This is a genomic window from Amylibacter marinus, assembly GCF_030160015.1.
GTDB lineage: Bacteria > Pseudomonadota > Alphaproteobacteria > Rhodobacterales > Rhodobacteraceae > Amylibacter > Amylibacter marinus.
The window spans coordinates 69,333-94,602 of record NZ_BSNN01000001.1; the positions used below are offsets into that span (position 1 = coordinate 69,333).

A 25,270-nucleotide genomic window follows, 5' to 3' on the forward strand; every position below is an offset into this window, starting at 1 on the left:
TTGAATGCGATGACAGCAAAAATTATAGACGGCAAGGAATTCGCCGCCGGCGTGCGTGCCAAGGTGGCAGAACATGTGGTGCGTCTAAAAGAAGAAAATGGGCTGGTGCCTGGCCTTGCCGTGGTGTTGGTTGGAGAGGATCCTGCCAGCCAAGTCTATGTGAAGAACAAGCACAGATCGACGGTCGAGGTTGGTATGAACAGCTTTGAGCATCGGTTACCTGCGGATACATCCGAAGCGGATCTTTTAGCGCTAATCGATCAGCTAAACACTGATCCAACGGTGCATGGTATTTTGTGTCAGCTGCCGTTACCTGCCCATCTGGACGAAGAGTTGGTGATCAATTCTATTGTACCAGAAAAGGATGTAGATGGCTTTCATATCTCTAATGTTGGCCTGCTGAATACCGGGCAAAAATCCATGGTACCCTGTACCCCATTGGGATGCTTGATGATGCTACGTGACCATCATGGTAGCCTATCGGGGCTAAATGCTGTTGTGGTTGGGCGCTCTAATATCGTAGGTAAACCAATGGCCAGCCTATTGTTGCGCGATAGCTGTACTGTGACAATTGCCCATAGCAGAACCAAGAATATCGAAGCACTGTGTCGCAGCGCTGATATCATTGTGGCGGCCGTTGGGCGCCCAGAGATGATCACGGGTGATTGGATCGGAGAGGGTGCCACAGTGATTGATGTGGGCATTAACAGGATAGATCATCCAGAGAAAGAAGGTAAGACGAAGCTGGTTGGGGATGTGCACTTTGACAGCGCAGTAAAGGTTGCAGGGGCCATTACGCCCGTTCCGGGTGGTGTAGGGCCAATGACCATTGCCTGCCTGCTGGCAAGCACGCTGACCGCCTGTTGCCGCTCCAATGGCCTGTCAGAGCCAGAAGGCCTGACCGCTTAAGCATATTCTGAAAAGGGCCCGCGCGAAATCGCGGGTCTTTCTATGAATCGAACTCGTGATCCTTAACGTATAGATTCTCCCACGCCTTCTCGATCAGTGGTATCGTGATTATGGGTTCTTGGCCGTGGTATTCAGCCTCGTTAAACATCTGATCAACCAAAAATTTGGCGTGAAATGCCGCAAACGCGTTGTTGATCTCTGGGTATTTCTTGGTGAACAAATAGATCGCCACATCTTCGGGGAAATCCAGGCCAACGGCCTTGGAATAGGACAGATAGATTTGCAGCATTTGATCACGGTTCGGGCCATCCACCAGGATTTTATGTGAAATTCGGCGCAGGGCCGCGCGGTCAAATAATTCGTTTGGGTGAAAGTTTGTTGAGAATACTGTCATGCAATCAAACGGCACAGAGAACTTCTCGCCCGTGACGAAATCAAGAATATCTTCGCCACTTTCCATGGGCGAAATCCAACGGTTGATCATCGCCTGCGGTGGTTCTTGTTGCCGGCCAAGGTCATCTACAATGAAAATCCCGCCGGTTGCCTTTAGTTGTAGCGAGGCGGTATAGATTTTTGAATCCGTACTATAGGTCAAATCCAGCATCTCGAGTGTCAGCTCACCACCGGTGATCACAACAGGACGTTTTACCAACACATAGCGGTTGTCAAAACTATCTGCTGCAACTCGTAAAGAGCTGTCGTCATTCACATTGGTTTCGGCGTTTTCATGGATGATGGGATCATACATAGCGATAACTTGGCCATTATATTCCAAATAGCGCGGGACGAATATTTTTTCGCCCACCGCATCGCGAATGGCATTGGCCAAAGACGATTTACCATTTCCCGGAGGGCCATAGAACAAAATAGATTTACCGGAATTCACCGCAGGCCCAATGGCATCCAGCATGCCCTTGTGAATTACCAATCCCCGCATCGAACTTACCAAGGCATCCTTGGTAACTGACAGGTTCTTGATCAACTGTTTATTGGCCTGTTCTTTGAATTCTTCAAGTGGAACGGGGACCGCGCCGTAGTACTCTGATTGCACCAAAACATCCACTGCGCGGCGTTTACCAGCATCGGTTAGCTGATAGCGTAACTCCGTAGAGCTAGATGTCAGGGATTTGCCCACTGTCTCGATGAAACGTTGTTCGCGACCCATTTCAATAATTTCTTGGCATACCGGTGTCAGAATACACATAACCTTCGTCAGCCGAGAGATCACCTCGATGTTTGTGCGGTACATGGTTTTGATCAACAAGTTCAACAAAAACGTTGGCTCCATGCCAACTTCTTCGATGGATCGCGGGGCGCGAGGTGCGTTTTCGAAGTTCACCGTCGGGGCCGTTTGACCTTTGGAATCTTCGGGCGGCCGATTGGTCGTGCCTTTAGCAAACGCGCGGTGCGTTGGTTTCTCCATGAAATCAGAGGGTTCTGGTACTAGAAACTTCATGTCGGGCTCTCGGTTCCAAATAAATTTTAATCAAACTGCATCTTACAGTTTTAGTTAACGATTCGCGCCTCTGAAAACAAGTACAGGAACAATGTGGCGGCAATCGGGACACCAAATGGGAAATTTCGGTGTTTTTGCCAAGAAACCCAATCTACGACCTCGGCGCGAAATCGCGGGATTAACCCTAGTATACGATGCGCAAGCACCGCCGCAAGAACTATAACACAAAGAACCATGGCCAATCCAGAGGCGTCGTCCAATAAAACATAGGGTGCAACTGCTGCCAACAGCTTGGAATCGCCGCCACCAATCGCGCCGAATGATGTCAGTAAAAAGCCTACAATCAGCATCACAACCCCCTGAAGCAATCGCATGCCGTATTCAGGAAAGGGAAGTAGAAAAACACCGAAAACAAGGAAAATTCCAAACAAAATCATATTTGCACGATTGGAAATCGTCATAAAACGTAGATCTGTATAGGCACAGATAAACAAAACCGGAAATGTAGCGATAAGGAAAAACAGTGCGGCGAATTCAGACATATTACCCCCGTAGTCCTTTCAGGCTATTCACTGCGGCTTCAAAATGGCGTGGGTGCAGCTCGATCGCTTTCTCAAGTAATCCGCGACCGCGATCTGTACGGCCATTCTTGATGGCCGCCAGTGCCATTGTATAGGTCAACTCGGCTTGTTCAATCTGTGTCATTGGCACTACAGGCAAGTCATAGATTTGGCGAGAGGCCCGCGCCAAAACCAAGTTGTTTTTGGCGGTGAACATAGTTTTGTCGAAAGTGATGGCCTCTGTGAACAATCGTTCGGCACCTTTTGCATCACCGCGGGTCAACTTGGAATACCCCCAATTGTTCAACACGCCGGCTGGTTGGGTGGTTAGGTTCGAAGCGGTTTCATAGAAACTGTCGGCCTTTTTCCATTGTTTTTGGCTGTCGGCAACCATGGCTTCAAAGCGATAGCGCTGGAATGTTTCAACGGTTGGGGGGATTCTATTCAGCTGGGCGCGAGCATCTTTCCATTCGCTAGCGCGGATAAGAGACCCCGCATATTCTACGCGGTCTTGATCGGTAAGTTTATTAGCCTGATCCAGCTGGGCAAAAACCACGTTTGCCTCTGGGGCGCGCTTGGCACGAATTAACGATAGCGCCAAATAGCGTTGTAAATCGACGCGCTCTGGGTCTTTTTGCAAAGAGTTTTTAAAGAAGGAAACCGCCTCGTTGGGATCAGCGGCGTTTAACATGATTTCATTCAGGTTGGTTTCATCAACCACGCCGACCAGTTTTTTCTGATCGGATTCTTTGGTATCTACATCACAGGCCGCAAGCCCGATAGCGCTGACCAGCAACGCTCCAATAGTGAGATGTCTGCGCATCTGATTTCCTCTACTGCTCTGTGTCCGAGTTTGGTGTCTGTAACAACAGGAAGCGCCCGTTACCACGTCTGACCAGCTCGTATTCTTGTTGTTCTTGGGCTTGAATATACTCTTCATCCTCAATTTTAGCGAGGACTTTGGTAAGATTTGTGCGGATTTCCTCTGATCGACCCTGATCCAATGCAAAGGCGAGGCTGAAGGTACGCTCCGCTTCTCGTAGCTTGCCTTGGATTGATAGGATCACACCTAAGTTGTTCCAAGCGGCGGCAAATTGATCGTCCAGTTTGACTGCGTTGCGTAGAAATGTTTCTGCCTGACCAATACGCCCCAATTTAAGATTGGCAGAGCCGATAGCACTGAGGATATCCGCATTAAATCCATGTTCTGCGCTGGCGCGACCATAGGCCTTTAGTGCCAGTTCATATTCACCCGCCGCCATGAGCCGGTGCCCAACAACCAAACCATCCACGGCCTCTTTCACCTTGATGGTGCCGGCCGGGGCCTTGATGCCCTCGCGTGTGGGGGATAGGCGGGTAGGGGTGGCTTCGCAGGCCACTAATGCTAGACAAAGCAGGCCAAGCCCAACCCCGCGCAAGCGGCGGGAGTTATTGTGTGGTGAAGAATTCATAGATATCATAAACCGATGGCCCAACCAAAATCACCAACAAAGGTGGAACGGTAAACAGCATGGTTACCAGGGTCATCTTTGTGGGCAGGGTGTTGGCCTTTTCTTCGGCGCGCATCACGCGTTTGTCGCGCATTTCAGACGAGAATACCCGCAGGGCATCTCCAACTGGTGTACCGAATTTAGCGGATTGAATCATCACAGTAACGAAGGCTTTGATATCTGGAATTTCTGCACGCTCGGCAAAATCACGTAACACCTGTGGGCGATCTTTACCCGCGCGGATTTCATTTGTGATGATGGTCATCTCTTCGGATAGGGTGGGGTATGATACCTCGACCTCGCCCGCAACACGCTGAATTGTGTGATCCAGAGTCTGGCCGGATTCTACGCAAATCAGCATCAAATCCAGAGCATCAGGAAAACCATCCTGAAGTTCGGTTTGGCGAATTTGGCGCCGCCGCTCGATCCAATAGGTTGGCAAGTAATAACCAGCTAAACAAGGGCCCAGAACCTTGGCCGCTAGAATTTGAATGCTATCGTTACCAGAGAATAGAAACAGGTAAATTGACCCCAGCAAAAGGCCAGCAATAGCCAGAACCAGCTGAGCAAAGTGAAAGGTGCGCACGGCACCTGTGGTGCGATATCCCGCTTGGATCATTTTTAGTCGGCGATCCGAGAACTGCTTTTGGTCCTGGGGTTCGAGATATGCAGCGAAGCGATCCAATTGCGATGTGTTTTGTTCTTGGCGCAGGCCTATCTCTTTCTGCATGACCTTTTCGTCAACAAATGAACCAGAACCAGCAATGCGGTCAAAGGGATCCTTGGAGGGGCGCAGAACCAATGGCACCATCACCAAAACCAAAAACAGCCCTAGCACGCCCGCAACAATCAAAGGGCCATTGGGCCCCATCGCGTTTATAATAAAGTCTACGATGCGTTTTACTAAATCCAAAATACTATCCTAAACTTTGATATTCACAAGCGCGCGCATGATGATGATATTCATGGTCAGCATAATTCCTACAAAAATACAGGCGGGTACAAAAAACGGTGATTGAGCCACCTTGTCATAATACCCTTTGTTGGTAACGTTAACCATAACAATTGCGGCAAACGGAAAAATCGACAAAAACCATCCCGACCATTTGGCCTCGGCAGTAATTGCACGGACGCGGCGAAACAGCTTAAATCGCGATCGCACTACCTTGGCCAATCCATCAAGAATTTCGGCAAGGTTACCGCCAGATCGGCTCTGGATACCTACGGCCACTGCAAGGAAGCGAACATCCTGCAAATCGATACGCTCGGCCATATCAGCAAGGGCGGAATTAATATCCAACCCATAGGTTGCCTCGTCTGCTATCAGTCCGAATTCGGAGCCGATGGGGTCGTACATTTCCTCTGCAACCACATTGATCGCACTGGAGAATGGATGGCCCACACGCAATGAGCGAACGATAAGATCGACCGCATCAGGCAGCTGCTCCTCGAACAGGGACAGACGTTTCTTGGCCTTGCTGTTAAGCCAAAAATACACGCCCCCCGTGCCCATAATCACCGATACCAAAACCCGAATAAGGAAACTGGCATCAGCAAAAACAGTCAGCATAACAAAGCCAAAAATGGCGACAACAATCATCACCAAAACCAGAGCCTTGGGAGAAAATGCAATATTCGCTTGTGCTGCTTTTTTACTCAGAATTGAGAACACTGGAAATTTAAAAGAGTTTTGGTGTTGCTCGCGCTCACGGCGTAATGTGGACAGGATATCTTCGTGATCCTTGCCCTCCTCGATGAGAGTTAGGCGGCGGTTTACCCGAGCGCTGGACGAGATAGATTTTCCGAAGGCCACCAAATACATGCCCTCGACCATCAGCACGACGCCTATGAAAATAAGTACCAGTATGAGTGCATCGTATCCCATGGTTTTTCCTATTGAGCCGCAGTTTTGGTAAAGATGCTGGTCGGCAGACCATAGCCCCACTGCTCGAATCGCTGAGCGAAATGGGATCGCAGACCTGTCGGTACAAATCGACCCTCGATCGTTCCATCGGGACGGGTGCCATTAATCTGATAGACGAAAATATCCTGCATGGTGATCACTTCGCCTTCCAAGCCCGAAACCTCGGCGATCGAAACCATTCTCCGGCTACCATCCTGTAGGCGCTTGATCTGCACCACGATGTTAATGGCGGCAGAAATTTGCGCCCGCATCGCGCGCAGTGGCATCTCAACGCCTGACATCGAAATCATATTTTCAACACGCACCAGGGCATCGCGCCCTGAGTTGGCGTGAATGGTGGTCATAGACCCATCGTGACCTGTGTTCATGGCCTGCAACATATCAATAACTTCGTCGCCACGGGTTTCCCCAACGATGATGCGATCTGGGCGCATCCGAAGGGCGTTTTTCAGCAGGTCACGCTGTGAAACCTCGCCGTTCCCTTCCACATTGGCGGGGCGGCTTTCCATTCTGGCGATGTGATCCTGTTGTAGTTGAAGTTCGGCGGTGTCTTCGATGGTTGCAATGCGCTCGTTATTGTCAATAAAGCTAGAAAGAGCATTTAGTGTGGTGGTTTTACCAGAACCGGTACCACCGGATACCAAAATGTTCAGCCGACAGGACACCGCCGCCTGTAGGTAGGCCGCCATTTCTTCGCTAAAAGCACCGCCGCTGACCAATTTATCAACGCTCAGCTTCTCTTGCTTAAATTTACGAATAGAGACCAAGGCCCCATCTACGGCAATCGGGGGCACCATGGCGTTAAAGCGCGATCCATCCGATAGACGCGCATCCACATAAGGGGTACTTTCGTCGATACGGCGTCCCACCGCAGAAACAATTTTGTCGATCACGCGGCGTAGATGGTTTTCATCGCTAAAAACCACATCACTGGGCTCAAGGATACCGGCACGTTCGATAAAGATGTTCTTGCACCCATTTATCAAAATATCGTTGATCGTATCGTCTTTCAGTAGCGGTTCTAGCGGCCCAAGGCCAGTCACCTCGTCAAACAGCTCTTGGTTCAGGGAAAGGCGCTCGTCTTTGGACAATACCGTGCCTGTATCCGCCAAGCCATCTGCCGTAATGGCCGAAATTTCGCGTTTTAGATCTGTGTCGCTGGCGGTTTCAATGGCGCCAAGGTTCAGGTTTTCTAACAGACGCCGGTGCATCTGCATACGAATTTCCATTAGACGAATGCGGCGTTTCTCGTCTCGTGAAAGGGCCTTGTCGGGGACCGCGGCCTTGGGGGCCGCCTTTGGCTCCGCTTTTGCGGCCTTGGTTGTTTCAAGGGGCGCAAGATTGGGTGTCGATGTATTTGGTCGCTCGGTGTTAAAGCGTTTGAACATCTATGCCTTCGCTTTCTTCTTTGGGGTCTCGCTTGAAAGGTTAATCAGATTTTCGGCAATCTTGCGCATATCTTTACGCAAGGGGTTACGTGCTGCTGTGATTGCTAGAGGCGAGCCCTGATCACAGGCGCTGACCACGTGTTTGCCGCCGTCGGGCAACATCCAACGGAATTCAATATTCAGGCTGTCTGCCATACGTTTTACACGAGAACGGCCATTCAAATCTGTCATCTTTGGTGCGCGGTTCAAGATGAACTGCACTTTCTCATACGGCAGTTCTTCTGCCTTTAGGGCACGTAGGAAACGCAAGGCATTTTGCGCGGATCGCATATCCAATTCCAATAGGGTAAACAGCAAATGCGCACGGTCCAGAACGGTTTCGCTCCAGCTTAATAGCGCATTGGGTAGATCGATAATGACATAGTCAAATTGCGAAGCGGCTAGATCGATCATCTTGCCGATTTGCTCGGGGTGCATGATTTCCAGGGGCACAGAATCTGGTGGGGCGGTCAATACAGACAGGGTATCTCGGTATAGTGAAAGGCTCTGCGTCAAACCTTCTTCGTCTAGGATATCAATAGAGGAAAATAGCTCTAATGTGGCATCGGTACGTGGCGTATCCAGATAGGTTCCAACAGAGCCGAACTGAAATCCGAAATCTAATAGGCAAACGCGACCCTCATCACCTAAAACAGATTGCAACTCCCAAGCAAGGTTCGCAGCAAATGTCGAGGCACCAACACCCCCTGCGCCACCAAACACCGGAAACACGGTGCCAGATTTGGGGGTGGACACAACATCGGGTGAGCTGGGGGCCGGTTCAGGCTCCGTGGTGGGGGCTTGTTTGTCTAGCTGAGGCTTCAGGGGCTCTGGCATCGGCTCAGGCGCAGGGGGCTGGGGCTCCGGCTGCACCGCCGATGGCGCCTCGGGGGCTTTTTCTTTTACTGTTTCGGGTGCTGGTTGAGAAAAATTATGCGCGGTAACCTCTTGAGGTTGTGCTGGCGCCTCCGATTCTGCCGCTGATTCTGGGGCAGGGGGGGTCGGATTGGGTGAAGGATCTGCTGATTCTGTTTCTGCAACAGGCGCCTCTGTTTTGGGCTGCGGGGATGACTGTACGGGAGCGGGCGGAACAGTTGCGGCAGGGGAAGGTGGTGTGGTGGCAATTCCTAGGGCCGCCGGTAGTGCGCCAGAGGGCAGCGGGTAGGGTACGAAATCATCTGCACCGCTGCGCATCAACCGATGCAGAGCAGTAGCAGAAAGATCCTGTGTCAGGATCACGGTTCTAATTTTCTGAGCCTTGGAAGTTTTGATAATTTCTTCAATTATATCAAGGTATTGCTCGTCAGGTGAGCTGAGTGCCATCACCATGCTTTGCATATGTTTTGCATGTGAGCTGTTCAAAACCGAGATCGCATCACCGATTTCAAGCCCGCCCCAATTGTCGCCAAAATAATGCTGCATCTCATTGATGAGCTCTGGATAGGCCTCTAGCCGTTGAGAAATTGCGCAACTTAGCACAACGTCATCGCTGTATTGAGTTCCTGTTTCAGTATTCATCTATTCGTTCCCACCCTTAAAACAGCGCCTATTGTGCCAGCCTATAGTATATAGGCACAACAAAAATTATGCCTATATCGTACATCGAAATAAAGGCAATTGTTTGTTTTTGAGAGATTTTCTCCCAGAAGCAAACAATTGCGTAGATTTGGGGCTACAGGCCCAAAGCGATCTTTATTGTGAAACGTTGATGGTCGTTTCTGGTAGGGAGGCCTCTTGGGCCGCGCCAACATAGGTTTTATAGATGTTCACCGCATATTTCCCATCGATGCCATCACCCTTTTTACCTGAGTAGAAACCGCGTACCTCAGTAACGGTGCGGCGGTTCTCTCGGTTACGCGATTCGGTCAAGACCAATGGGCGCGTTTCGCCAAATGAAACAACCGCCTCGACTTTCTTGCGCGAAACGCCTTGGCTGATCAAATAGTTAACCGCGGCGCGGGCACGGCGTGCGCCCAGACGTTTGTTATAGGAATCTGATCCGACCTTATCCGTATGACCAAACACGCGGAAGGTAATTTGTGGATGATCTTTTATCCATTGGGCCTGCTTGCGCAGGGAATCCTTGGCCGCAGCATCTAATTTCGATGAATTGAAGGCGAAATTAACTGTAGCAGGGGCTTCGCTGGCGAACAACCGTGTTAGGTTCTTGATCATTTCCAGACGCAGATCGCCATTCAGGGCGGCGGCGTTATGGGCGGATGCCACGCCAAACCCTTGACCGGTGATCTGGGTACCAGCCTCGGATGAGAAGCCATCGCTGCGATAGTCATTGTCAGCGCTACATGCGGCGAGGGTGAATACCAGAGCTGAGCTGGCGATTAGGTGTGTATGCTTCATCTGCTCTACTCCAGTACGTAGCCATAAGACCCTTTGAAGTCTTGTGTTGCTACGGTTCCGTTAGATGTTTTCTGGTCGCTTTTCCCGGTTACACGTCCTGTTAGGAACAGGTCAGATTCGCTGGGTAGGCGGATGCGATCCGTTGGTAAGGCCAAGACGTCACCATCCACAGGCGTGACAAGATGCGCGGTAACGATGATCACCAATTCGCTTTGCTCACGCTGATAATTCGCACTGCGGAACAGGGTGCCCAGTACGGGAACATCGCCCAACCATGGCATTTGTGACGCGAAATCTGTGAAATCATCCTTCAGAAGGCCAGCAATAGCTATGCTTTGGCCATCTTTCATTTCCACCACTGTCGCGGCTTCGCGGCGAGTGAATGCGGGGATTGAAATCACATCGGTTGTAAACGAGTTGGTCGGGTCAATTTCACTAACGGCTGTTTGAAGCTGAAGGTTGATTGAACCGTTATCCAGAACCGTTGGCAAGAATTTCATTTCTACGCCAAAAGGTTTGAACTCAACGGTAACCGTTGAGGCACCCCCTGAGGTTTCTGATGCAACGGGGATTGGGTATTCACCACCCGCAAGGAATGCGGCCTCGTTACCAGAGAGGGTTACCAGATTAGGTTCAGCCAATGTGCGCACCAAACCCTTGGTTTCCATGGCGTCGATCAATACATCGACCGCAAAGTTCCCAACATTGATGGTTCCACCGATAACGCCGGTTGCATCTGCATTTGCAATGGGATTTAGCGCGTTGGCCAATACAGTGCCCAAAGTGGACGCACCAACATAAGATCCAGAGCCAAATGCGGTGCTGCCGTTGCCGCCAGCAAGGCTAGACCCTAGGCCCTTGGCCACAGAACGGGTCATTTCCGCAAAGCGAACCTTCAGCATGACCTGATGTGCGCCACCAACGGTTGCAAGGTTGGAAACCCGCCCCGGTGCATAGCGCTCGGCCAATTCTACGATTCTGGCCAAGGTTTGGGTGCCAGAGGCAACGCCGCTGATCACGATCCCGTCGTTTGCCGCACGGATCTCTACCTTTTCGCCGGGCATAATTTCATTCACCAGCTCTTTGAATTCGGCCAGATCTGGGTTTACCACGACATTTACGTTGGTAATCAGGCGCCCATCGGCCCCCAATAACGTTAATGTCGTACGCCCAGGCGTTTTGCCCAAAACGTAGATCGATCGATCCGATAGGGTCGCGATATCAGCAATACCGGGATTTGCGACAGATAGCTCGGCAAAGGCCTGTTCTGATTCTAACACGATCGCGCGGTTTAACGGCACGACGATGCTTTCAGACGTTTGCTGGCTCGTCACTTTGACGATACTTTTGGATTGCGCCACAGTACTTGTGGTATGAATAAGTGATACTGACATGCCCAATAGGGCTGCCAAACATAGCTGCTTAAGTTTCATGTGATCTGCCTCTCTGATCACTATTGTTTTTATAATTATTAGATGCAGACTGGCGCAGATCGCGAAATATTACAAGATTCAATGCGATAGCAGGCTAGAAAAATGTGGATATAGCGCAACACTACTGTATTTTGCGGTGTTGCTGCGTGAAACCACCAGACTGAGGTGCGCTGCCGAAGGTTTTTACTGTTCGTCAGCGCAAGGGATGATTGTTTCGGTAACTTCGCCACCTTTACGGCTTTTGATCGAGCAGACTTCTTCTTTGACCTGTTCCTTAACTTCGCGACCCAAAAGATCGTTCTGATTAACCTCGATTGTGCCACTCTTAGTATCATCGCCAATGCCGCGCAGAGACAACAGCAACTTGCCTGTGGCCTGTGCCTGAACCAAAGAGCCCACAATTTGCGGAGTCACAGCGACGGTAACGGTGCGTGCGATAACAGGGCGCTTGCGGTCCTCGTTGGCGATTTGGTCAATTGCGATCAGCTGAATGCCATCAAGAATCAAGCGCGATACAGTTTGACGACCAACACGACCTGTCCAGAAAATATCGATACGATCCCCAGGGCGAAGAAAACCGGAAACGCCAGATGCCACATCGACACGCAGGGTAAATGCTCGCGTCCCACGCTCTAGTCTGGAGGCAACGCCAGCGTCTTCTCCAAATTCTGAAATTTTAGCTGTGGACAGTAGCTCGGATGCTTCGGTTGCACGTAGAACAATACGCGGAGGCTTGTCCTCGCCAGGTTTTCCAAACAGCTCTTCCATTGATTTGAACGTGGTTTTTGGAACTGTTTTTACCGGAAAATCCACGAGCTTGACGTTTTTCTTTTCCAGCACATCGCCGTACTTCAGCTCTTTCTTGGCAACGACCACCTTTGTGGTCTTCACGAGTTTACTTGCGACTTTTTCCAGACGTTTGATTTCGCTCTCATAATGGCTAAAGCGTTCAAAGGTCAGATAGCCAGCAAATCCGGCCACGCCGATTCCCAGAAGAAGAACGAGAAGAAACAGTAGTCGCATAGTATTCCTTTTGATCTAGGTGTTAGAGGAGTCATAGACTATTTTACATTCAGATCAACGCCAAGAAGGAAATCCAAACGAAAAAGGCAAAGCTTGCGCTTTGCCTTGAAACTTCTTGTTCTAAATAATCGAAGGATTATGAAGAGATCGGGTTGTCGATCGCAGAAGAGATTTTGCTTGTGATGCTGCCGATGCCGTCACGTACGGCGCCAACTGCGATACCGGCTAGGATTACAACACCAGCTGTCAAAACAACCCAGTCTACAGTCACAGCACCGGCTTCGTCTTGGCGGAATTTCTTAAATAGTTTCATTTTGGTCACCCTTTTTGTTTACAGCCCACCTAGGTGGGATTTTAAATTAAGCTTACCTTAGCGTAAGCTGTAAAGAATTAAACGCTTTAGCAGTCTGCGTTCAACTAAGTACAATTAGCCCTTTAATTGAGGCGAGACTATGGCGGCAAAAGGAAAATAATATGAATGGCGGAAAAAATGACAATATGCTTTAAATACAACACATTAACCATTTTTTACACCTCTATAGGTTGCCGTGTAAGTGTTAAAAAACCTTTTATTTTTCACAATTGAGGCCTTGAAATCAGGTTTTTCTGGTAAAAAGGATGATTTTTTGCAATTTTAGGGAAAAGGATTTTGGGTGGATGTCTCTTTATTTCAGAGTTATTGGCGTATTATGCCTGTGTTTTGGTGTGGTCAGCACGGCCCTAGCCCAAGAAACCAGCGCAAAACCGACATTTAAGCGGGTAAAAGTAGAGAATCGCCCGGTTGGATCCAAAATTAATATCCAAATTGATCCCGAGGAACAGGCCTTGGCCTTGGCCCCGCCAGAAAACCCACGCCCTACAACCCTAATAGAGGATCGTGCACCAGAGATTGGTGTCGCACCTGCGCCAGTTGGTGATTTGCAAGATTGGTTTTGGTCTGCACTGTCGCCAGACATTAAGGATGCCGCTTTTGATCGCATGTTGACTGCATCTCGCCAGATGGGCAATGCGCCAAAAGATTTCTATCAACCCAGCTTGCAATCTTTGCAAACTATAGCGGTAAAATTCGGCAAAGAAATCCTCGTTGGATCTTTGGATACGGGGGTGTCGCCGGCACTGATATTAGCCGTGATCGCCGTAGAATCAGCTGGCAAGGTTGATGCCCAAAGCAAAGCAGGCGCAAAGGGGCTTATGCAATTAATACCTGACACTGCCGCGCGCTTTGGGGTTACAGATAGCAGTGATCCTGCGCAAAACATCGCGGGTGGCGCCGCCTATTTGGGGTGGTTGCTAAAAGAGTTTGAAAATGATCCGCTGCTTGCTCTTGCGGGATATAATGCGGGCGAAAATGCGGTGAAGAAAAACGGTGCGGTACCACCCTATCCAGAGACCCGTGCATATGTCCCTAAGGTTGTCGCGGCTTGGATGGTTGCACGAAACCTATGTACCAGCCCACCTGTTCTAGTCACAGAAGCTTGTATTTTTCGCGCGCAAAGTCTGAAACAATAGTAAAAATAAGTATTAACACGCTTGACCCTAGCGGGTTTCAGGGCTTTTTATGCGCAAAATAGTAAAGGTAGAAGAAGATGGCTAAAGCATTGTGGTCGCCAGACCCTGAAAAAAGTAAAGAAACCCTTTTGTGCAAGTTCGCTGAAAGGGCCAGCACTACATTGGGATTAGAGCTGTCTGAATACGATGATATTTGGGATTGGTCCGTAAAAGACAAGCCCGCGTTTTGGGGGCAGGTTTGGGATTTCTGCGGTGTGATCGGCAGCAACCCCAAGCCTGTGTTGGAAAACGAAGCAGATGTGAAAGAGGCGCGGTTCTTTCCACAGGCCCGTTTGAATTATGCTGAAAACCTATTGAAGCGGAAAGGCCCCGAACAGGCCATCGTGTTTCACGGAGAAGCTGGTGATTTGGTCGTCTGGAGCTGGGATGAGCTGCATGCTCAGGTGTCGTTAATTCAACAGGCGCTACGGGCGGAAAACGTAGGCATTGGCGACCGGGTTGCTGGATTTGTGCCAAATTCGCCCTATGCAATCGCGGCGATGCTGGCCACGGCCAGTCTGGGTGCTGTTTGGTCATCTGGCTCACCTGACTTTGGTTATAACGGTATAAACGATCGGTTTGGTCAGATTGAGCCAAAGGTTTTGTTCGCGGCACAAAAATACCAATACAACGGCAAGGAATTTGAGTGTCTTGAAACTGCCGAACGGCTGGCTGATGCGCTCGGGTCTGTGCAAAAGTTGGTGGTTTTCCCTTATGCGGATGAACCTGTTGGCACTTTGACAGGTGCAAAATCTGTTAGCTGGGCAGATTTTGGCGCTGAGTTCACTGTCGAACAGGTTGAATATGTGCCCGTGCCATTTGATGCGCCACTGTACATCCTGTTTTCCTCGGGCACCACGGGTCTGCCAAAATGCATTGTGCATTCTGTTGGCGGTATTCTGCTACAGCACCTTAAAGAGCATCAGCTACATTCGGATATTTGCCCTGGAGATCGCTTTTTCTATTTCACCACCTGTGGGTGGATGATGTGGAATTGGCTGGTTTCTGGGCTTGCATCTGGGGCGACGCTAATCTTGTTTGATGGATCACCCTTTTACCCCGATGGGAATCGGTTGTCGGAAATTGCCGCACAGGAGAAGGTGACGCAGTTTGGCACCTCGGCCAAATATATCGATGCCTGTGCCAAGGGCGGGATTGCCCCTGCAAAAGCGGGTGGGTTAGACGCGCTACGCACCATTTTTTCAACGGGATCCCCCCTAGCGCCGGATAGCTTTGATTATATTTACCGCGATTGGAAAGCGGATGTTTGTTTGTCTTCTATCGCGGGGGGCACCGACATTTGCGGCTGTTTCACGGGTGGTAGCCCCATTAGCCCAGTTTATCGTGGCCAGTGCCAGAAGCGGCTATTGGGGATGGATGTTCAGGTGTTTGATGATCAAGGACAAGCTCAGGGAACGGGGGCAGGAGAGTTAGTCTGTGTTGGGCCACATCCCTCACAGCCCGTCGGGTTTTGGAATGATCCAGATGGTTCTCGATACCACAACGCCTATTTTGCCAAATTTGAGAATGTTTGGCATCATGGCGATTTTGTTGAAATTACACCCGAAGGTGGCGCCATTTTCCATGGCCGGTCTGATGCGGTCTTGAATCCGGGTGGGGTACGCATAGGGACGGCGGAAATTTACCGTCAGGTAGAGCGCGTTGAGCAGGTCTTGGAGGCTATGGTTATTGGACAGACTTGGGACAATGATGTTCGTGTGGTGCTGTTTGTGCGCCTGCGCGAGGGCGTAGCTTTGGATGATAGTCTGAAAAAACGTATTAAAAGCGAGATCCGCACCCATGCCACGCCGCGCCACGTGCCTGCTATTATCATTGCCGTTGATGATATCCCGCGGACAAAATCCGGCAAGATCACGGAATTGGCCGTGCGGGATGTGGTGCATGGAAGAGCTGTGAAAAACACAGGAAGCATGGCAAATCCTGAGGCACTTGCGCTGTTTGAGGATCTGCCAGAACTGGCGGTCTAGATCTGTAAAACCTTGCGAGACCCCGTTTAGCAATGCTAAGCGGGGTTTTTTATGCCGTATTTAGGAGTGTCAAATGGGATATATCACACGAGAATTTCGACGTGTAGGAACACGCCTGATCAATACTTATGATGGTATCGCGATTACTCTAAAAGACGAGGCAAGCTTTGCACAATGGATTGGCGTGAATATCGCCTCGTGGGTTTTGATGTGTTTTGTCGAAATGACCAGTATCGAACGGATTGTTATTATCGTGCTGGGGTTGATGATATTGGTAATGGAGCTGTTGAACACCGGCATTGAGGCCGCGATTGATCGCATCGGCCCTGAAATTCATCCCCTTAGCAAAAAGGCCAAGGATGCAGGATGTGCAGCGGTAGCGATAATGGCTCTAGCTGGGCTAGTTTCATGGGCTATTATTTTGCTGGATTAGTGGCCGGTGGTGGCGCAATTTGGTAACTGCCTTCGGGCAGATCAAGGGCCGCGGCTAGATCACGCATTTGGCCTGGTGATAGGGTGATGCGCATAACTGTATCGGTATGTGGATCAACCTGTTCGACCGTAATACAGGAGGCAAAGGCGTTTATCGTAACATCCTCGGAGAGTGGCGCTGCGCCCTCATCAATCAATGTTATTACGGTTGCGTCAAATTCGTGCTCGATTGTAAACATAGGCCTAGGCTAGCGCAGGGCGCTACCGCGTGCAAGCAGGAGGTACGCATGAAGCAAATCATGGGTGTGCTAAATGATCGTGGATCCAAATACGCCGTCAGCGGTGGCGTGGTCTGTGATCGTGCCGAGGCTAAGGCATTTATAAAACATCTTAAGAAGAGTAAGAAATTCGCCAAAGCCACTCATAATACTTGGGGCGTTATTCTTAGCGATGGCACGCAGGTTAAAAACGATGACGGCGAAACGGGTGCAGGGGCTGTGATCTTGCGGATGTTAGAACGCCAGAATGTCACGGATGAAATAATTGTGGTGACGCGCTGGTATGGGGGGGTGCATCTCGGCGGGGATCGGTTTCGCCATGTGCAGACCTGTGTGCGGGCCTATTTTAGCGAAGGCTAGAATAAATTCGGCAAGCCTGTCTGGGAATAATAGATCGCAAAATAAAAACAAGAAGAGGCGGCCAATACAAAGCCGTGCCAGATAGCCACGGAATACCGCAGTGTATCCCACCGATAAAATATGACGCCAATGGTATAGGTCAACCCGCCAAGAATGACCAAAGCAACGCAATAGGGTGGCATCGTTTGAAATAGTGGCCAGACCAATGCAAGGCTGAGCCAGCCCAGTGCCAGATACAATAGGGTAGAGCGCCAATTGGGGGTGGACCAATAAAACAGCTTCCACACCACCCCAAACAGCGCCGTCGCCCAGACCACACCTAGGATGAAATAGCTAAACCCTGTGCCGATGATGACAACCAGCGGTGTATATGTCCCCGCGATCTTCAGGAATATACCTGCATGATCCATGCGGCGAAACAGCGGCCGAAAATGTTCTACAGGGGTAAAGTGATAGGCGGCCGATGCGCAAAAAGCAAAAATCATACATAGGGCGTATATCCAAGCGGCCATGATTTTATCAATGCTACCTGTGCTCAGGACAATGCTGATTAGCATCATGGTTCCCAGTATCGATCCCACTACTCCTACCAAATGCATTGTGCCATCCGCGACGCGCTCTGGCGGGGTGTAGGGGGGGTAATAGTCTGGATGATTGGGGCTCATGGGATCCGTGGGGCTGGGTATGGTTAACACGACTGACCCTAGGGTAGCATGAAATTGTTAAACCTGTGTAACATAGGCGTTAGCGGTAGGCCTATGTCGGTCAAATACCAGAAAACACGATATCTAATTAATAACACCCCACAGATCATACTCACTCGCCTCATCAACCTCAACATTCACAATATCGCCAACGGCAATCGCATCCGTGCCCTCGTCGATAAACAGGTTCCCATCAATCTCGGGCGCATCGGCCTTGGTTCTGCATGTGGCAATCCCATCTGCATCGATATCATCCACAATTACATCCATGCGGGTGCCGATCTTAGCGGCCAGCTTTGCCTCGGAAATCGCCTGAGATTTCTCCATAAAGCGGTTCCAGCGGTCTTGCTTGATCTCGTCGTCCACATGATCGGGCAGGGTGTTTGAGCGTGCGCCATCCACGTTTTCATACTGAAAACAGCCAACGCGATCCAGCTGGGCCTCGTCTAGCCAATCCAGCAGGTGCTGGAATTCGGCCTCGGTTTCGCCTGGATACCCGACAATAAACGTGGATCGCAATGTGATATCAGGGCATGCCTCGCGCCAAGCGGCTATTTCGGCCAATGTGTTGGATGATTTCGCAGGCCGCGCCATACGCTTCAGCACATCTGGGTGGCTGTGTTGAAACGGGATATCCATATAGGGCAGAATGTTATTTGAGTGATCCGCCATCAAGGGGATCAGATCGCGTACGTGTGGGTATGGGTAGACATAGTGCAGACGCACCCATGCCCCAAGGGAACCCAGATCACGGGTTAGGTCAGTGATATGGGCGCGGTGATCGCGCTCGACTTTGTGTTTGATATCCACACCATATGCAGATGTATCCTGTGAAATTACCAACAGCTCGCGCACGCCAGCATCGACCAGTTTCTCAGCTTCACGTAGTACCGCATGTGCTGGGCGCGATTGCAGACGACCGCGCATATCTGGGATGATGCAGAATTTGCATTTGTGGTTACAGCCCTCTGATATTTTCAAATAGCTATAATGACGAGGGGTCAGAGATACGCCGCTGGCAGGTAGAAGATCAACAAAGGGGTCGGGGCTGGGGGGGACGGCGGAATGCACCGCATCTAGCACCTGCTCGTATTGGTGTGGGCCTGTGACAGCCAAAACCGATGGGTGGGTTCCACGGATGTAATCTTCTTCCGCCCCGAGGCAGCCGGTGACAATAACCTTGCCGTTTTTAGCCAAGGCTTCACCGATGGCATCAAGGCTTTCGGCCTTGGCGCTGTCTAGAAAACCGCAGGTGTTTACGATCACTGCTTCGGCACCAGTATAATCAGGGCTGATGGCATAGCCCTCGGCGCGTAGACGGGTCAGGATGCGTTCTGAATCCACCAAAGCCTTGGGGCATCCAAGGCTGACCATGCCAACTTTGGGCTGGCCTGCGCGGGGTGTTTCGCTGATGCGGGCAGAGGGGGCTAGGTCGGGGCGTAGGTTTGGCGGGTTCTGGCTCATGCGCCTCCTATAGAGGAACGCGGATCAGAGGGGAAGGCGCATCACCTGAATTTTGGCGCGCGCTTGCCCATGCTTGCAGCGACCATTTCCATTTGATTAGGGGTTGCGATGATCTTTGACTGTAGGGTTGCCTCTAGCTGTAGCGCGTTGGGGGTGGCCCAAGCTGTGCGGGCGAGCTTTTTGGCGTCGCGCAGGGTGTCGGGCGAGCGCTGAGACAGAAGCTGTGCAAATTCCAATGCCTCGGCATATGGATCATTGGCTATGCGGGTCGCAAGCCCCATTTGCAGGGTCTCATCTGCGTCCAAGGTTCGGCCGGTCATCATCAAATCCATTGCTTGGTCTTCGCGGATTAGGCGTGGTAGCGATTGGGTAACACCCATATCGGGGATCAGTCCCCATTTGGCCTCGAGCAGACCGAAACGAGCATCAGGGGCGATAAACCTAAAATCAGCCCCAAGCGCCAATTGAGCCCCCGCCCCGAGCGCGTAGCCTTGAATCGCGGCAATCACCGGTACATCCAATTGGCCCCAAATGGTGGTAGGAGCTTGGAAAAAATTACCAATCTCTGGAGTAATTTGGGTTGATAGCCGCTTGTGAATTGCATCCATATCGCCGACGGCCCCCATCAAATCACCTAAATCGATGCCCGCGCAAAATGTGTCACCTGCACCGATCAGAATAATCGCCCTAAGCTCTGTGTTAGAACTGAGATGTTGGCCAACATCATAAAGCTCGCGCATCATGTCAAAAGACATCGCGTTTTTTTGTTGGGGACGATTTAGGGTAACGCGTGCAATATCGTCTGTGATTTCGGTTGTTAGGGTCTGTGTCATGGGCCAAGTAGGCCTGATTTGGCGCTGTTGGGCAAGGTGCGAGATCAAATGACGTTGGGTGGCTTATTTCGTTTGCATTTTGTCGGTAATCTTTAGAACCATTCGGCGGGGTAGGAATGGTATGATCCAATTCAACATAAAACCAAGCGCAAATTCATTCACTATTACCAATTTACCCGCCATCATTGCGTCATAGCCTATTTTGGCCACTTGCGGAGCGGTTGCGCCCTTTTGCTTGACTAATCCGGTGCCTTCTAGGGCCGCAACCTGTGCAAATTCCGTATGCACATATCCCGGGCAAAGAACCGTTGAGGTTACCCCGTGGGGGCGCATTTCATGATCAATGGCTTGGCTAAAGCTGTTGACGAAAGCTTTGGTTGCAAAATAGGTGGCCTGCTGTGGCCCAGGAATAAATCCAGCGGTAGAGCCAACGTGCAACATTTTCCCCGCGCCCTGTGATTTCATATCCTTACCGATCAGATGAGTCAGAGCGACCAGCGCAGCAACGTTCAGATCAATCATTGCCAGATCATCGCCTAAGTCGCGTGCGAGAAAGGTACCGTGACCGCCGAAACCTGCGTTGTTAACGAGGATATCCACCTGCGTGTCCAGATTTTTCACCTTGGCGTAGAGTTGTTGCGCGCCATCCGAGTTGCCTAGATCATTTTCGATAACGGTAACGCGTATGCCGTATTTGGCTTCCAGTTCGCCCTTTAGTGCATCCAATGCTGGTTTTCGCCGTGCGGTGATGATCAAATCCCCCCCCTGTTGCGCGTGATATTCTGCCAATGCACGCCCAATTCCAGATGATGCGCCGGTAACAAGTGCTGTATTTGCCATTTGCTGTCCCTTGATGTTGTTCTTGGGAGTATAACTCGGAAAAAGGGAGTGTCAACACTTGTTGACAAAAGCTTGATCGTGTTTATCCTGTCGCTATGGACAATAAAAAAACCACCAAAGAAAAATTGTTAGATACAGCGGTGAACCTATTCTGGACACGCGGGTATTCAAACGTATCGGTGCGCGATATTACCACGGCTGTGGGTGTCGATGCTGCATTGATTTCGCGGTACTACGGATCAAAAATGGGGTTATTCGAGGCAAGCCTAGAGGGCGCGTTAACATGGCCAGAGCTGTTCGAGGATCCGGATGCGAATATTTTGAACCATTTCGTTGTTAAACTAACCGAAACTGATGATATGCATATCCAAATGGTGATGGAATTGATGATGAACAATATCAATGATCCAGAGGTCGGGTGTTTTATCCAAGATAAATTTCAGGTAGATTTCGTAGACAAAATAGCCGTCAAAATTGGAGGCCCGTTTGGTCACGAACGTGCGGCGCTGTTTATGGCCTCAATTATCGGATTGTGCCAAGTACGTGATAATTTCAAATTAGCAGGGGTGGCAACCGCCAATAATAGCGCCTTTGCGTCGCAAATTCGCTACCTAGGGCGTGAGGCCCTACGTTACGTGGGATAGGGCTATGCAACAAATAAAGGCAGTGGGTTTTGATGCCGATGATACGCTCTGGCATAACGAGCATCATTTTGCACAGGCACAGGCGCGTTTCGCGGAATTGATGAGTGATTTCATCGATGCGGTAGCACTTTCAGAGGTTCTATTGGAAAAAGAGCGCACTAATGTGGGCAAGCTGGGCTATGGGATTAAAAGTTTTACACTCTCTATGATGGAGGCGGCGATTGAGGCCAGCGATCATCGGTTAGAGGCGCGTCATATGGCTACGATCATCGATATCGGGCGTGAAATGATGGATCATCCTGTAGAGCTGTTAGACAAGGTTTTAAGCACGCTCCAAACACTTGCACCGAGTTACGAATTGATGTTGATCACCAAGGGAGATTTGGTAGATCAAGAACGCAAAGTGTTGGAATCTGGTTTGGCACAATATTTCCAAGCCATTGAGATCGTTAGCGAAAAACACCCACAGGCCTACCGCGATATTTTTGCGCGCCATGGCGGGGCGGGGCATTGCGCGATGATCGGCAATTCCGTGAAATCGGATGTCTTGCCCGCAATTGATGCTGGTGGATGGGGGGTACATGTCCCGTATCACACCACATGGGAGCTAGAGTTAGCAGAGCCACAAACAGATCATGCACGATATCTAGAAGCAACGGACATCGCCCATGCGGCCGAATTAATTCGGCAACTATAGGCTCTGTAACAGATCCCACTTGTTGCCAAAGGGGTCCTGAAATACCACCACTTTTGCATAAGGTTCGCTGCGTGGTTTCTCTAAAAAGTTTACACCCTGTGCTAACATGTGGGCATAATCAGCGTCGAAATCATCGCTGTGCAGGAAAAACCCCACCCGACCGCCGGTTTGATTCCCTATTGCATTGGATTGTTCCGGGGATGCGGCGCGGGCCAACAGAATATTGGTCTGAGCATCAGGGGCAGGCGCGATCAATACCCACCGCTTGGCCGCGTCCAGCTTGGTATCTTGGACAAGTGTGAACCCTAATTTACCAACATAGAATGCAATGGCCTGATCGTAATCTGGTACAACAAGTGTAAGTGCATGGATATGGCGGCTCATTCTTTGGGGTCCTGTTCCTTCGCGTCCCCTAGGTTTGCAAGGTTTGCCAAAAATCCAGTGGCAAATTCGGCATTAATGGCGCGCGCGCGCTCAACATAGGGTTTGTTGTTGGCTGAGGGTACGTCTGGATCCCAAAGCTCTGCTAGTTCAGCCAAGGCACCCCGATCTGATTTAAAGAACGCATCAGTCGCGTTCTCTATATCAAACCCGGCCCAACCTGACCCTTCTAGCATATACCGCGAGGCGCGCAGGGCGCTATCAAATGTTTCGCGCACAATATCGGTAGCGCCGGCACGATACAGGCGATAAACGTGATCGCGATCATAAGCGCGGGCAATAATCCGCAGATCGGGTCGAATTTTTCGCGCGTTTTTTACAAGCTTTACTGCGGCTTCTTTGTCATCAACGGCTACAACCAAATTGGCACAATTTTCTAGCCCTGCCGCATGCATCACATCTGGGCGCGTTGGATCCCCGAAAAAACCCTTTACCCCAAAGCGGCGCATGGTTTCGATTTGCTCGATATGGTGATCAATCACGACGGTTTTTATTTCGCAGGCAATGGCCATGCGATTAACAATCTGCCCGAACCGTCCCATTCCGACAATGATCGTTGTACCTTGTTCATCAATTGTATCATGTTCGCGAAGCGAGGGCGCGGCCGTCAAGCGCTTGGCAATTTGTTCGTAAAGGATGAATAGAAGCGGAGTCAGCAACATGGATAATGCCACGATCAGAGAGAGCTTTTCAATCAGGCCTGTCGGGATAACGTGGTTTTGTGCCGTAGTGGCTAACATAACGAAACCAAATTCCCCTGCCTGTGCCAGTGACAATGCAAAGAGAATACGATCTTTACCACGCAGTTTGAAAATGATTGCAAGGACCCATAAAACAGCCCCCTTCAGCACCATAACCATCAAGGTTAGGCCCAAAATTGATAACGGTTGAGTGCCTAAAATTGTGAAATTTATCCCCGCGCCAACGGTGATGAAAAACAGGCCCAACAAAAGGCCCTTGAAGGGTTCGATATCGACCTCGAGCTCATGGCGAAACTCAGAGTTGGCCAAAACAACACCTGCCAAAAATGTACCAAGCGCCGGAGAAAGCCCAACCAAGGTCATCAGTAGAGCGATCCCAACAACTAGCAAGAGCGCGATGGCCGTGAACATTTCACGCAGACGCGCCTGTGCGATATATCGAAAAATAGGATGGGTTAGGAACCTGCCGACAAGAATCACCAGTGCAATAGCGCTGATTGTCACCAATGTAACGCCCCATGCGGGCAGCCCGTCGATCAGGCTCATGCTGGCGTGGGCGTCATGGCTGGTAGCATGGGGGGTAGACAGAGCCAACAGAGGTACCAAGGCAAGCATTGGGATCACCGCGATATCTTGGGATAATAGTACCGAAAATGCAGATCGCCCACCCTGTGTTGGCATAAGGGATTTCTCATTCAGTGTCTGCACAACGATCGCCGTAGACGAGAGCGAAAATGTTAATCCAATGGCCAGAGCAACCGTCCAGATATGGCCCAATGTCATAAAGGCAGCCGTGATCACCAGTGTGGTAAGCACCACCTGAAGTCCCCCAAGGCCGATCAACTTTGCCCGCATGTCCCACAGGGCCTTTGGTTCTAACTCTAAGCCTACCACGAACAGCATCATCACAACACCAAATTCGGCGAAATGTTGTAGGTCTTGGGTCTCTGATCCGACCCAGCCAAATGTTGGCCCTATCAGAACTCCAGCAATAAGATAGCCAAGCACCGCCCCCAGCCCCAGACGTTTGGCGACGGGCACTGCGATGCAGGCGGCCGCAAGATAGATCGTAGCTTGGAGTAGGAAGGTATCCATTGGGTGGCTTTCTCTAGGTGGTTATGAATTTGAAACCTTTGACAAAGATGAGAAAGCCCCATTTAGATTGAAAGCGGGGTTCTACCTTATGATTTTGATCAATAATGCGCAGCATCGACAATGCACATGACCAGAAACCCACCGTTGTCGCCCAAGGATTGATCCGAGTCATTGATGCGAAAATCATAATAGGCTTCGCCAGATAAAGAAATCGGGCGATTAGGGTCGCGGACATCGCCGATCCAACCGTTGGGTAGGCGCACCAAAATGGCTCCATGCGGTGCATCGTTGAAATATTTGAAGATATCAAATGGCGCTAGGGCAACAGCCGCAGCGCCGTGATGGCCCTCGGGGCCAACCCGCTTGTGAAACAGATCGATTACAGACCAGCCAATTTTTTTGGCCTTTGGGTAGGCTTTCTTATCTTGTCGGCTGGTGTTCTTAGGGCCAAAAATCGTCAGAACCTGCGCGTCAGAATTTGCGGGCATGTTCATGCGCTGCCAACCCTGTCTTCCCTGAATTTCATAGCAAACTGATTTCGCATGCGCGGAAGGCAGTTTTGAAATTTTTTTCATTGCGCGGTCTTTGGCCTGTAGGGGTGATGCAAGGGCTAGCGCCGTAGCTAGGATAAGAGATATACGAAACATTCTGGTCCTTATGTTCTG

General features: G+C 50.4%; 27 protein-coding genes. 7 read left to right on the forward strand and 20 right to left on the reverse strand.

All coding sequences use genetic code 11. The features are described from left to right. Nucleotides 1–9: 9 nt before the first annotated feature. On the forward strand, nucleotides 10–909 hold the full coding sequence (gene folD, locus QQL62_RS00355; RefSeq protein WP_284375022.1) for a bifunctional methylenetetrahydrofolate dehydrogenase/methenyltetrahydrofolate cyclohydrolase FolD: 900 nt from the start codon (nucleotides 10–12) through the stop codon (nucleotides 907–909). A 40-nt stretch (nucleotides 910–949) separates the two neighbouring features. On the opposite strand, the gene QQL62_RS00360 is transcribed toward folD, so the two are convergent. From QQL62_RS00360 to QQL62_RS00415, 12 genes are all read right to left on the reverse strand, one after another. Beyond that, nucleotides 950–2,365, reverse strand: coding sequence for a DUF8689 domain-containing protein (locus QQL62_RS00360; protein WP_284375024.1), 1,416 nt, complete (start codon nucleotides 2,363–2,365; stop codon nucleotides 950–952). A 50-nt stretch (nucleotides 2,366–2,415) separates the two neighbouring features. Then, nucleotides 2,416–2,907 carry an A24 family peptidase gene (locus QQL62_RS00365; RefSeq protein WP_284375026.1) on the reverse strand — a complete coding sequence of 164 codons (492 nt, stop codon included), beginning with the start codon at nucleotides 2,905–2,907 and terminating at the stop codon, nucleotides 2,416–2,418. Nucleotide 2,908: 1 nt separating this feature from the next. Continuing rightward, complete coding sequence (locus tag QQL62_RS00370) at nucleotides 2,909–3,748, reverse strand: tetratricopeptide repeat protein (RefSeq protein WP_284375028.1); 840 nt, start codon at nucleotides 3,746–3,748, stop codon at nucleotides 2,909–2,911. 10 nt (nucleotides 3,749–3,758) lie between these two features. Next, entirely contained in the window at nucleotides 3,759–4,376 is a 618-nt protein-coding gene (locus QQL62_RS00375) for a tetratricopeptide repeat protein (RefSeq protein ID WP_284375031.1), read from the reverse strand. Continuing rightward, entirely contained in the window at nucleotides 4,354–5,328 is a 975-nt protein-coding gene (locus tag QQL62_RS00380) for a type II secretion system F family protein (RefSeq protein WP_284375033.1), read from the reverse strand. Before QQL62_RS00380 ends, QQL62_RS00375 begins: the two co-directional genes overlap by 23 nt. Before the next feature lie 9 nt (nucleotides 5,329–5,337). Then, nucleotides 5,338–6,300 carry a type II secretion system F family protein gene (locus tag QQL62_RS00385; RefSeq protein WP_284375035.1) on the reverse strand — a complete coding sequence of 321 codons (963 nt, stop codon included), beginning with the start codon at nucleotides 6,298–6,300 and terminating at the stop codon, nucleotides 5,338–5,340. Between the two features lie 8 nt (nucleotides 6,301–6,308). Further along, nucleotides 6,309–7,727, reverse strand: coding sequence for a TadA family conjugal transfer-associated ATPase (locus QQL62_RS00390; protein ID WP_284375037.1), 1,419 nt, complete (start codon nucleotides 7,725–7,727; stop codon nucleotides 6,309–6,311). Continuing rightward, a complete protein-coding gene (locus QQL62_RS00395; RefSeq protein WP_284375039.1) occupies nucleotides 7,728–9,284 on the reverse strand; it encodes a P-loop NTPase in 1,557 nt (518 codons plus the stop codon). A gap of 174 nt (nucleotides 9,285–9,458) precedes the next feature. Then, nucleotides 9,459–10,124 carry an OmpA family protein gene (locus tag QQL62_RS00400; RefSeq protein WP_284375041.1) on the reverse strand — a complete coding sequence of 222 codons (666 nt, stop codon included), beginning with the start codon at nucleotides 10,122–10,124 and terminating at the stop codon, nucleotides 9,459–9,461. A 5-nt stretch (nucleotides 10,125–10,129) separates the two neighbouring features. Then, entirely contained in the window at nucleotides 10,130–11,557 is a 1,428-nt protein-coding gene (locus QQL62_RS00405) for a type II and III secretion system protein family protein (protein ID WP_284375043.1), read from the reverse strand. Nucleotides 11,558–11,740: 183 nt separating this feature from the next. After that, nucleotides 11,741–12,580, reverse strand: a complete 840-nt coding sequence (cpaB, locus tag QQL62_RS00410) for a Flp pilus assembly protein CpaB (protein ID WP_284375045.1) — start codon at nucleotides 12,578–12,580, stop codon at nucleotides 11,741–11,743. Nucleotides 12,581–12,716: 136 nt separating this feature from the next. Then, entirely contained in the window at nucleotides 12,717–12,893 is a 177-nt protein-coding gene (locus tag QQL62_RS00415) for a hypothetical protein (protein WP_284375047.1), read from the reverse strand. A gap of 344 nt (nucleotides 12,894–13,237) precedes the next feature. Here QQL62_RS00415 and QQL62_RS00420 point away from each other — a divergent pair, with 344 nt between their 5' ends. The 3 genes from QQL62_RS00420 (at nucleotide 13,238) to QQL62_RS00430 (ending at nucleotide 16,549) form a co-directional block, all read left to right on the forward strand. After that, the gene (locus tag QQL62_RS00420) at nucleotides 13,238–14,089 is read left to right on the forward strand and encodes a lytic transglycosylase domain-containing protein (protein WP_284375049.1); all 852 of its coding nucleotides are present in this window, start codon (nucleotides 13,238–13,240) and stop codon (nucleotides 14,087–14,089) included. Nucleotides 14,090–14,166: 77 nt separating this feature from the next. Further along, nucleotides 14,167–16,116 (forward strand): acetoacetate--CoA ligase, encoded by a 1,950-nt coding sequence (locus QQL62_RS00425; protein WP_284375051.1) that lies wholly within the window; start codon nucleotides 14,167–14,169, stop codon nucleotides 16,114–16,116. A gap of 73 nt (nucleotides 16,117–16,189) precedes the next feature. Continuing rightward, the gene (locus QQL62_RS00430) at nucleotides 16,190–16,549 is read left to right on the forward strand and encodes a diacylglycerol kinase (protein WP_284375053.1); all 360 of its coding nucleotides are present in this window, start codon (nucleotides 16,190–16,192) and stop codon (nucleotides 16,547–16,549) included. Here the strand turns inward: QQL62_RS00430 and QQL62_RS00435 are convergent. Further along, entirely contained in the window at nucleotides 16,533–16,787 is a 255-nt protein-coding gene (locus QQL62_RS00435; protein WP_284375055.1) for a DUF8831 family protein, read from the reverse strand. The two genes, QQL62_RS00430 and QQL62_RS00435, sit on opposite strands and share 17 nt — an antisense overlap. 48 nt (nucleotides 16,788–16,835) lie before the next feature. On the opposite strand from QQL62_RS00435, the gene QQL62_RS00440 reads away from it, so the two are divergent. Then, entirely contained in the window at nucleotides 16,836–17,186 is a 351-nt protein-coding gene (locus tag QQL62_RS00440; RefSeq protein ID WP_284375056.1) for a YigZ family protein, read from the forward strand. Here the strand turns inward: QQL62_RS00440 and trhA are convergent. The 4 genes from trhA to QQL62_RS00460 form a co-directional block, all read right to left on the reverse strand. Then, nucleotides 17,183–17,881, reverse strand: a complete 699-nt coding sequence (gene trhA, locus QQL62_RS00445; RefSeq protein WP_284375057.1) for a PAQR family membrane homeostasis protein TrhA — start codon at nucleotides 17,879–17,881, stop codon at nucleotides 17,183–17,185. The two genes, QQL62_RS00440 and trhA, sit on opposite strands and share 4 nt — an antisense overlap. 93 nt (nucleotides 17,882–17,974) lie before the next feature. Beyond that, nucleotides 17,975–19,354: a 30S ribosomal protein S12 methylthiotransferase RimO gene (gene rimO, locus QQL62_RS00450; protein ID WP_284375060.1), complete on the reverse strand. Its 1,380-nt coding sequence runs from the start codon at nucleotides 19,352–19,354 to the stop codon at nucleotides 17,975–17,977. A 41-nt stretch (nucleotides 19,355–19,395) separates the two neighbouring features. Beyond that, nucleotides 19,396–20,187 carry a crotonase/enoyl-CoA hydratase family protein gene (locus tag QQL62_RS00455; protein ID WP_284375062.1) on the reverse strand — a complete coding sequence of 264 codons (792 nt, stop codon included), beginning with the start codon at nucleotides 20,185–20,187 and terminating at the stop codon, nucleotides 19,396–19,398. Between the two features lie 63 nt (nucleotides 20,188–20,250). Beyond that, nucleotides 20,251–21,027 (reverse strand): SDR family NAD(P)-dependent oxidoreductase, encoded by a 777-nt coding sequence (locus QQL62_RS00460; RefSeq protein WP_284375064.1) that lies wholly within the window; start codon nucleotides 21,025–21,027, stop codon nucleotides 20,251–20,253. 95 nt (nucleotides 21,028–21,122) lie between these two features. Here QQL62_RS00460 and QQL62_RS00465 point away from each other — a divergent pair, with 95 nt between their 5' ends. Both QQL62_RS00465 and QQL62_RS00470 read left to right on the forward strand, forming a co-directional pair. Continuing rightward, complete coding sequence (locus QQL62_RS00465; protein ID WP_284375066.1) at nucleotides 21,123–21,671, forward strand: TetR/AcrR family transcriptional regulator; 549 nt, start codon at nucleotides 21,123–21,125, stop codon at nucleotides 21,669–21,671. Nucleotides 21,672–21,675: 4 nt separating this feature from the next. Next, nucleotides 21,676–22,368, forward strand: coding sequence for an HAD family hydrolase (locus QQL62_RS00470; protein WP_284375070.1), 693 nt, complete (start codon nucleotides 21,676–21,678; stop codon nucleotides 22,366–22,368). On the opposite strand, the gene QQL62_RS00475 is transcribed toward QQL62_RS00470, so the two are convergent. The 3 genes from QQL62_RS00475 to QQL62_RS00485 all read right to left on the reverse strand — a co-directional run bounded on the left by QQL62_RS00475 (nucleotide 22,363) and on the right by QQL62_RS00485 (nucleotide 25,252). Continuing rightward, nucleotides 22,363–22,752 (reverse strand): VOC family protein, encoded by a 390-nt coding sequence (locus tag QQL62_RS00475; protein WP_284375072.1) that lies wholly within the window; start codon nucleotides 22,750–22,752, stop codon nucleotides 22,363–22,365. The two genes, QQL62_RS00470 and QQL62_RS00475, sit on opposite strands and share 6 nt — an antisense overlap. Then, nucleotides 22,749–24,605 carry a monovalent cation:proton antiporter-2 (CPA2) family protein gene (locus QQL62_RS00480; protein ID WP_284375074.1) on the reverse strand — a complete coding sequence of 619 codons (1,857 nt, stop codon included), beginning with the start codon at nucleotides 24,603–24,605 and terminating at the stop codon, nucleotides 22,749–22,751. The genes QQL62_RS00475 and QQL62_RS00480 overlap by 4 nt, the downstream gene beginning before the upstream one ends. A 98-nt stretch (nucleotides 24,606–24,703) precedes the next feature. Further along, nucleotides 24,704–25,252, reverse strand: a complete 549-nt coding sequence (locus QQL62_RS00485) for a hypothetical protein (RefSeq protein WP_284375075.1) — start codon at nucleotides 25,250–25,252, stop codon at nucleotides 24,704–24,706. Nucleotides 25,253–25,270 lie beyond the last annotated feature (18 nt).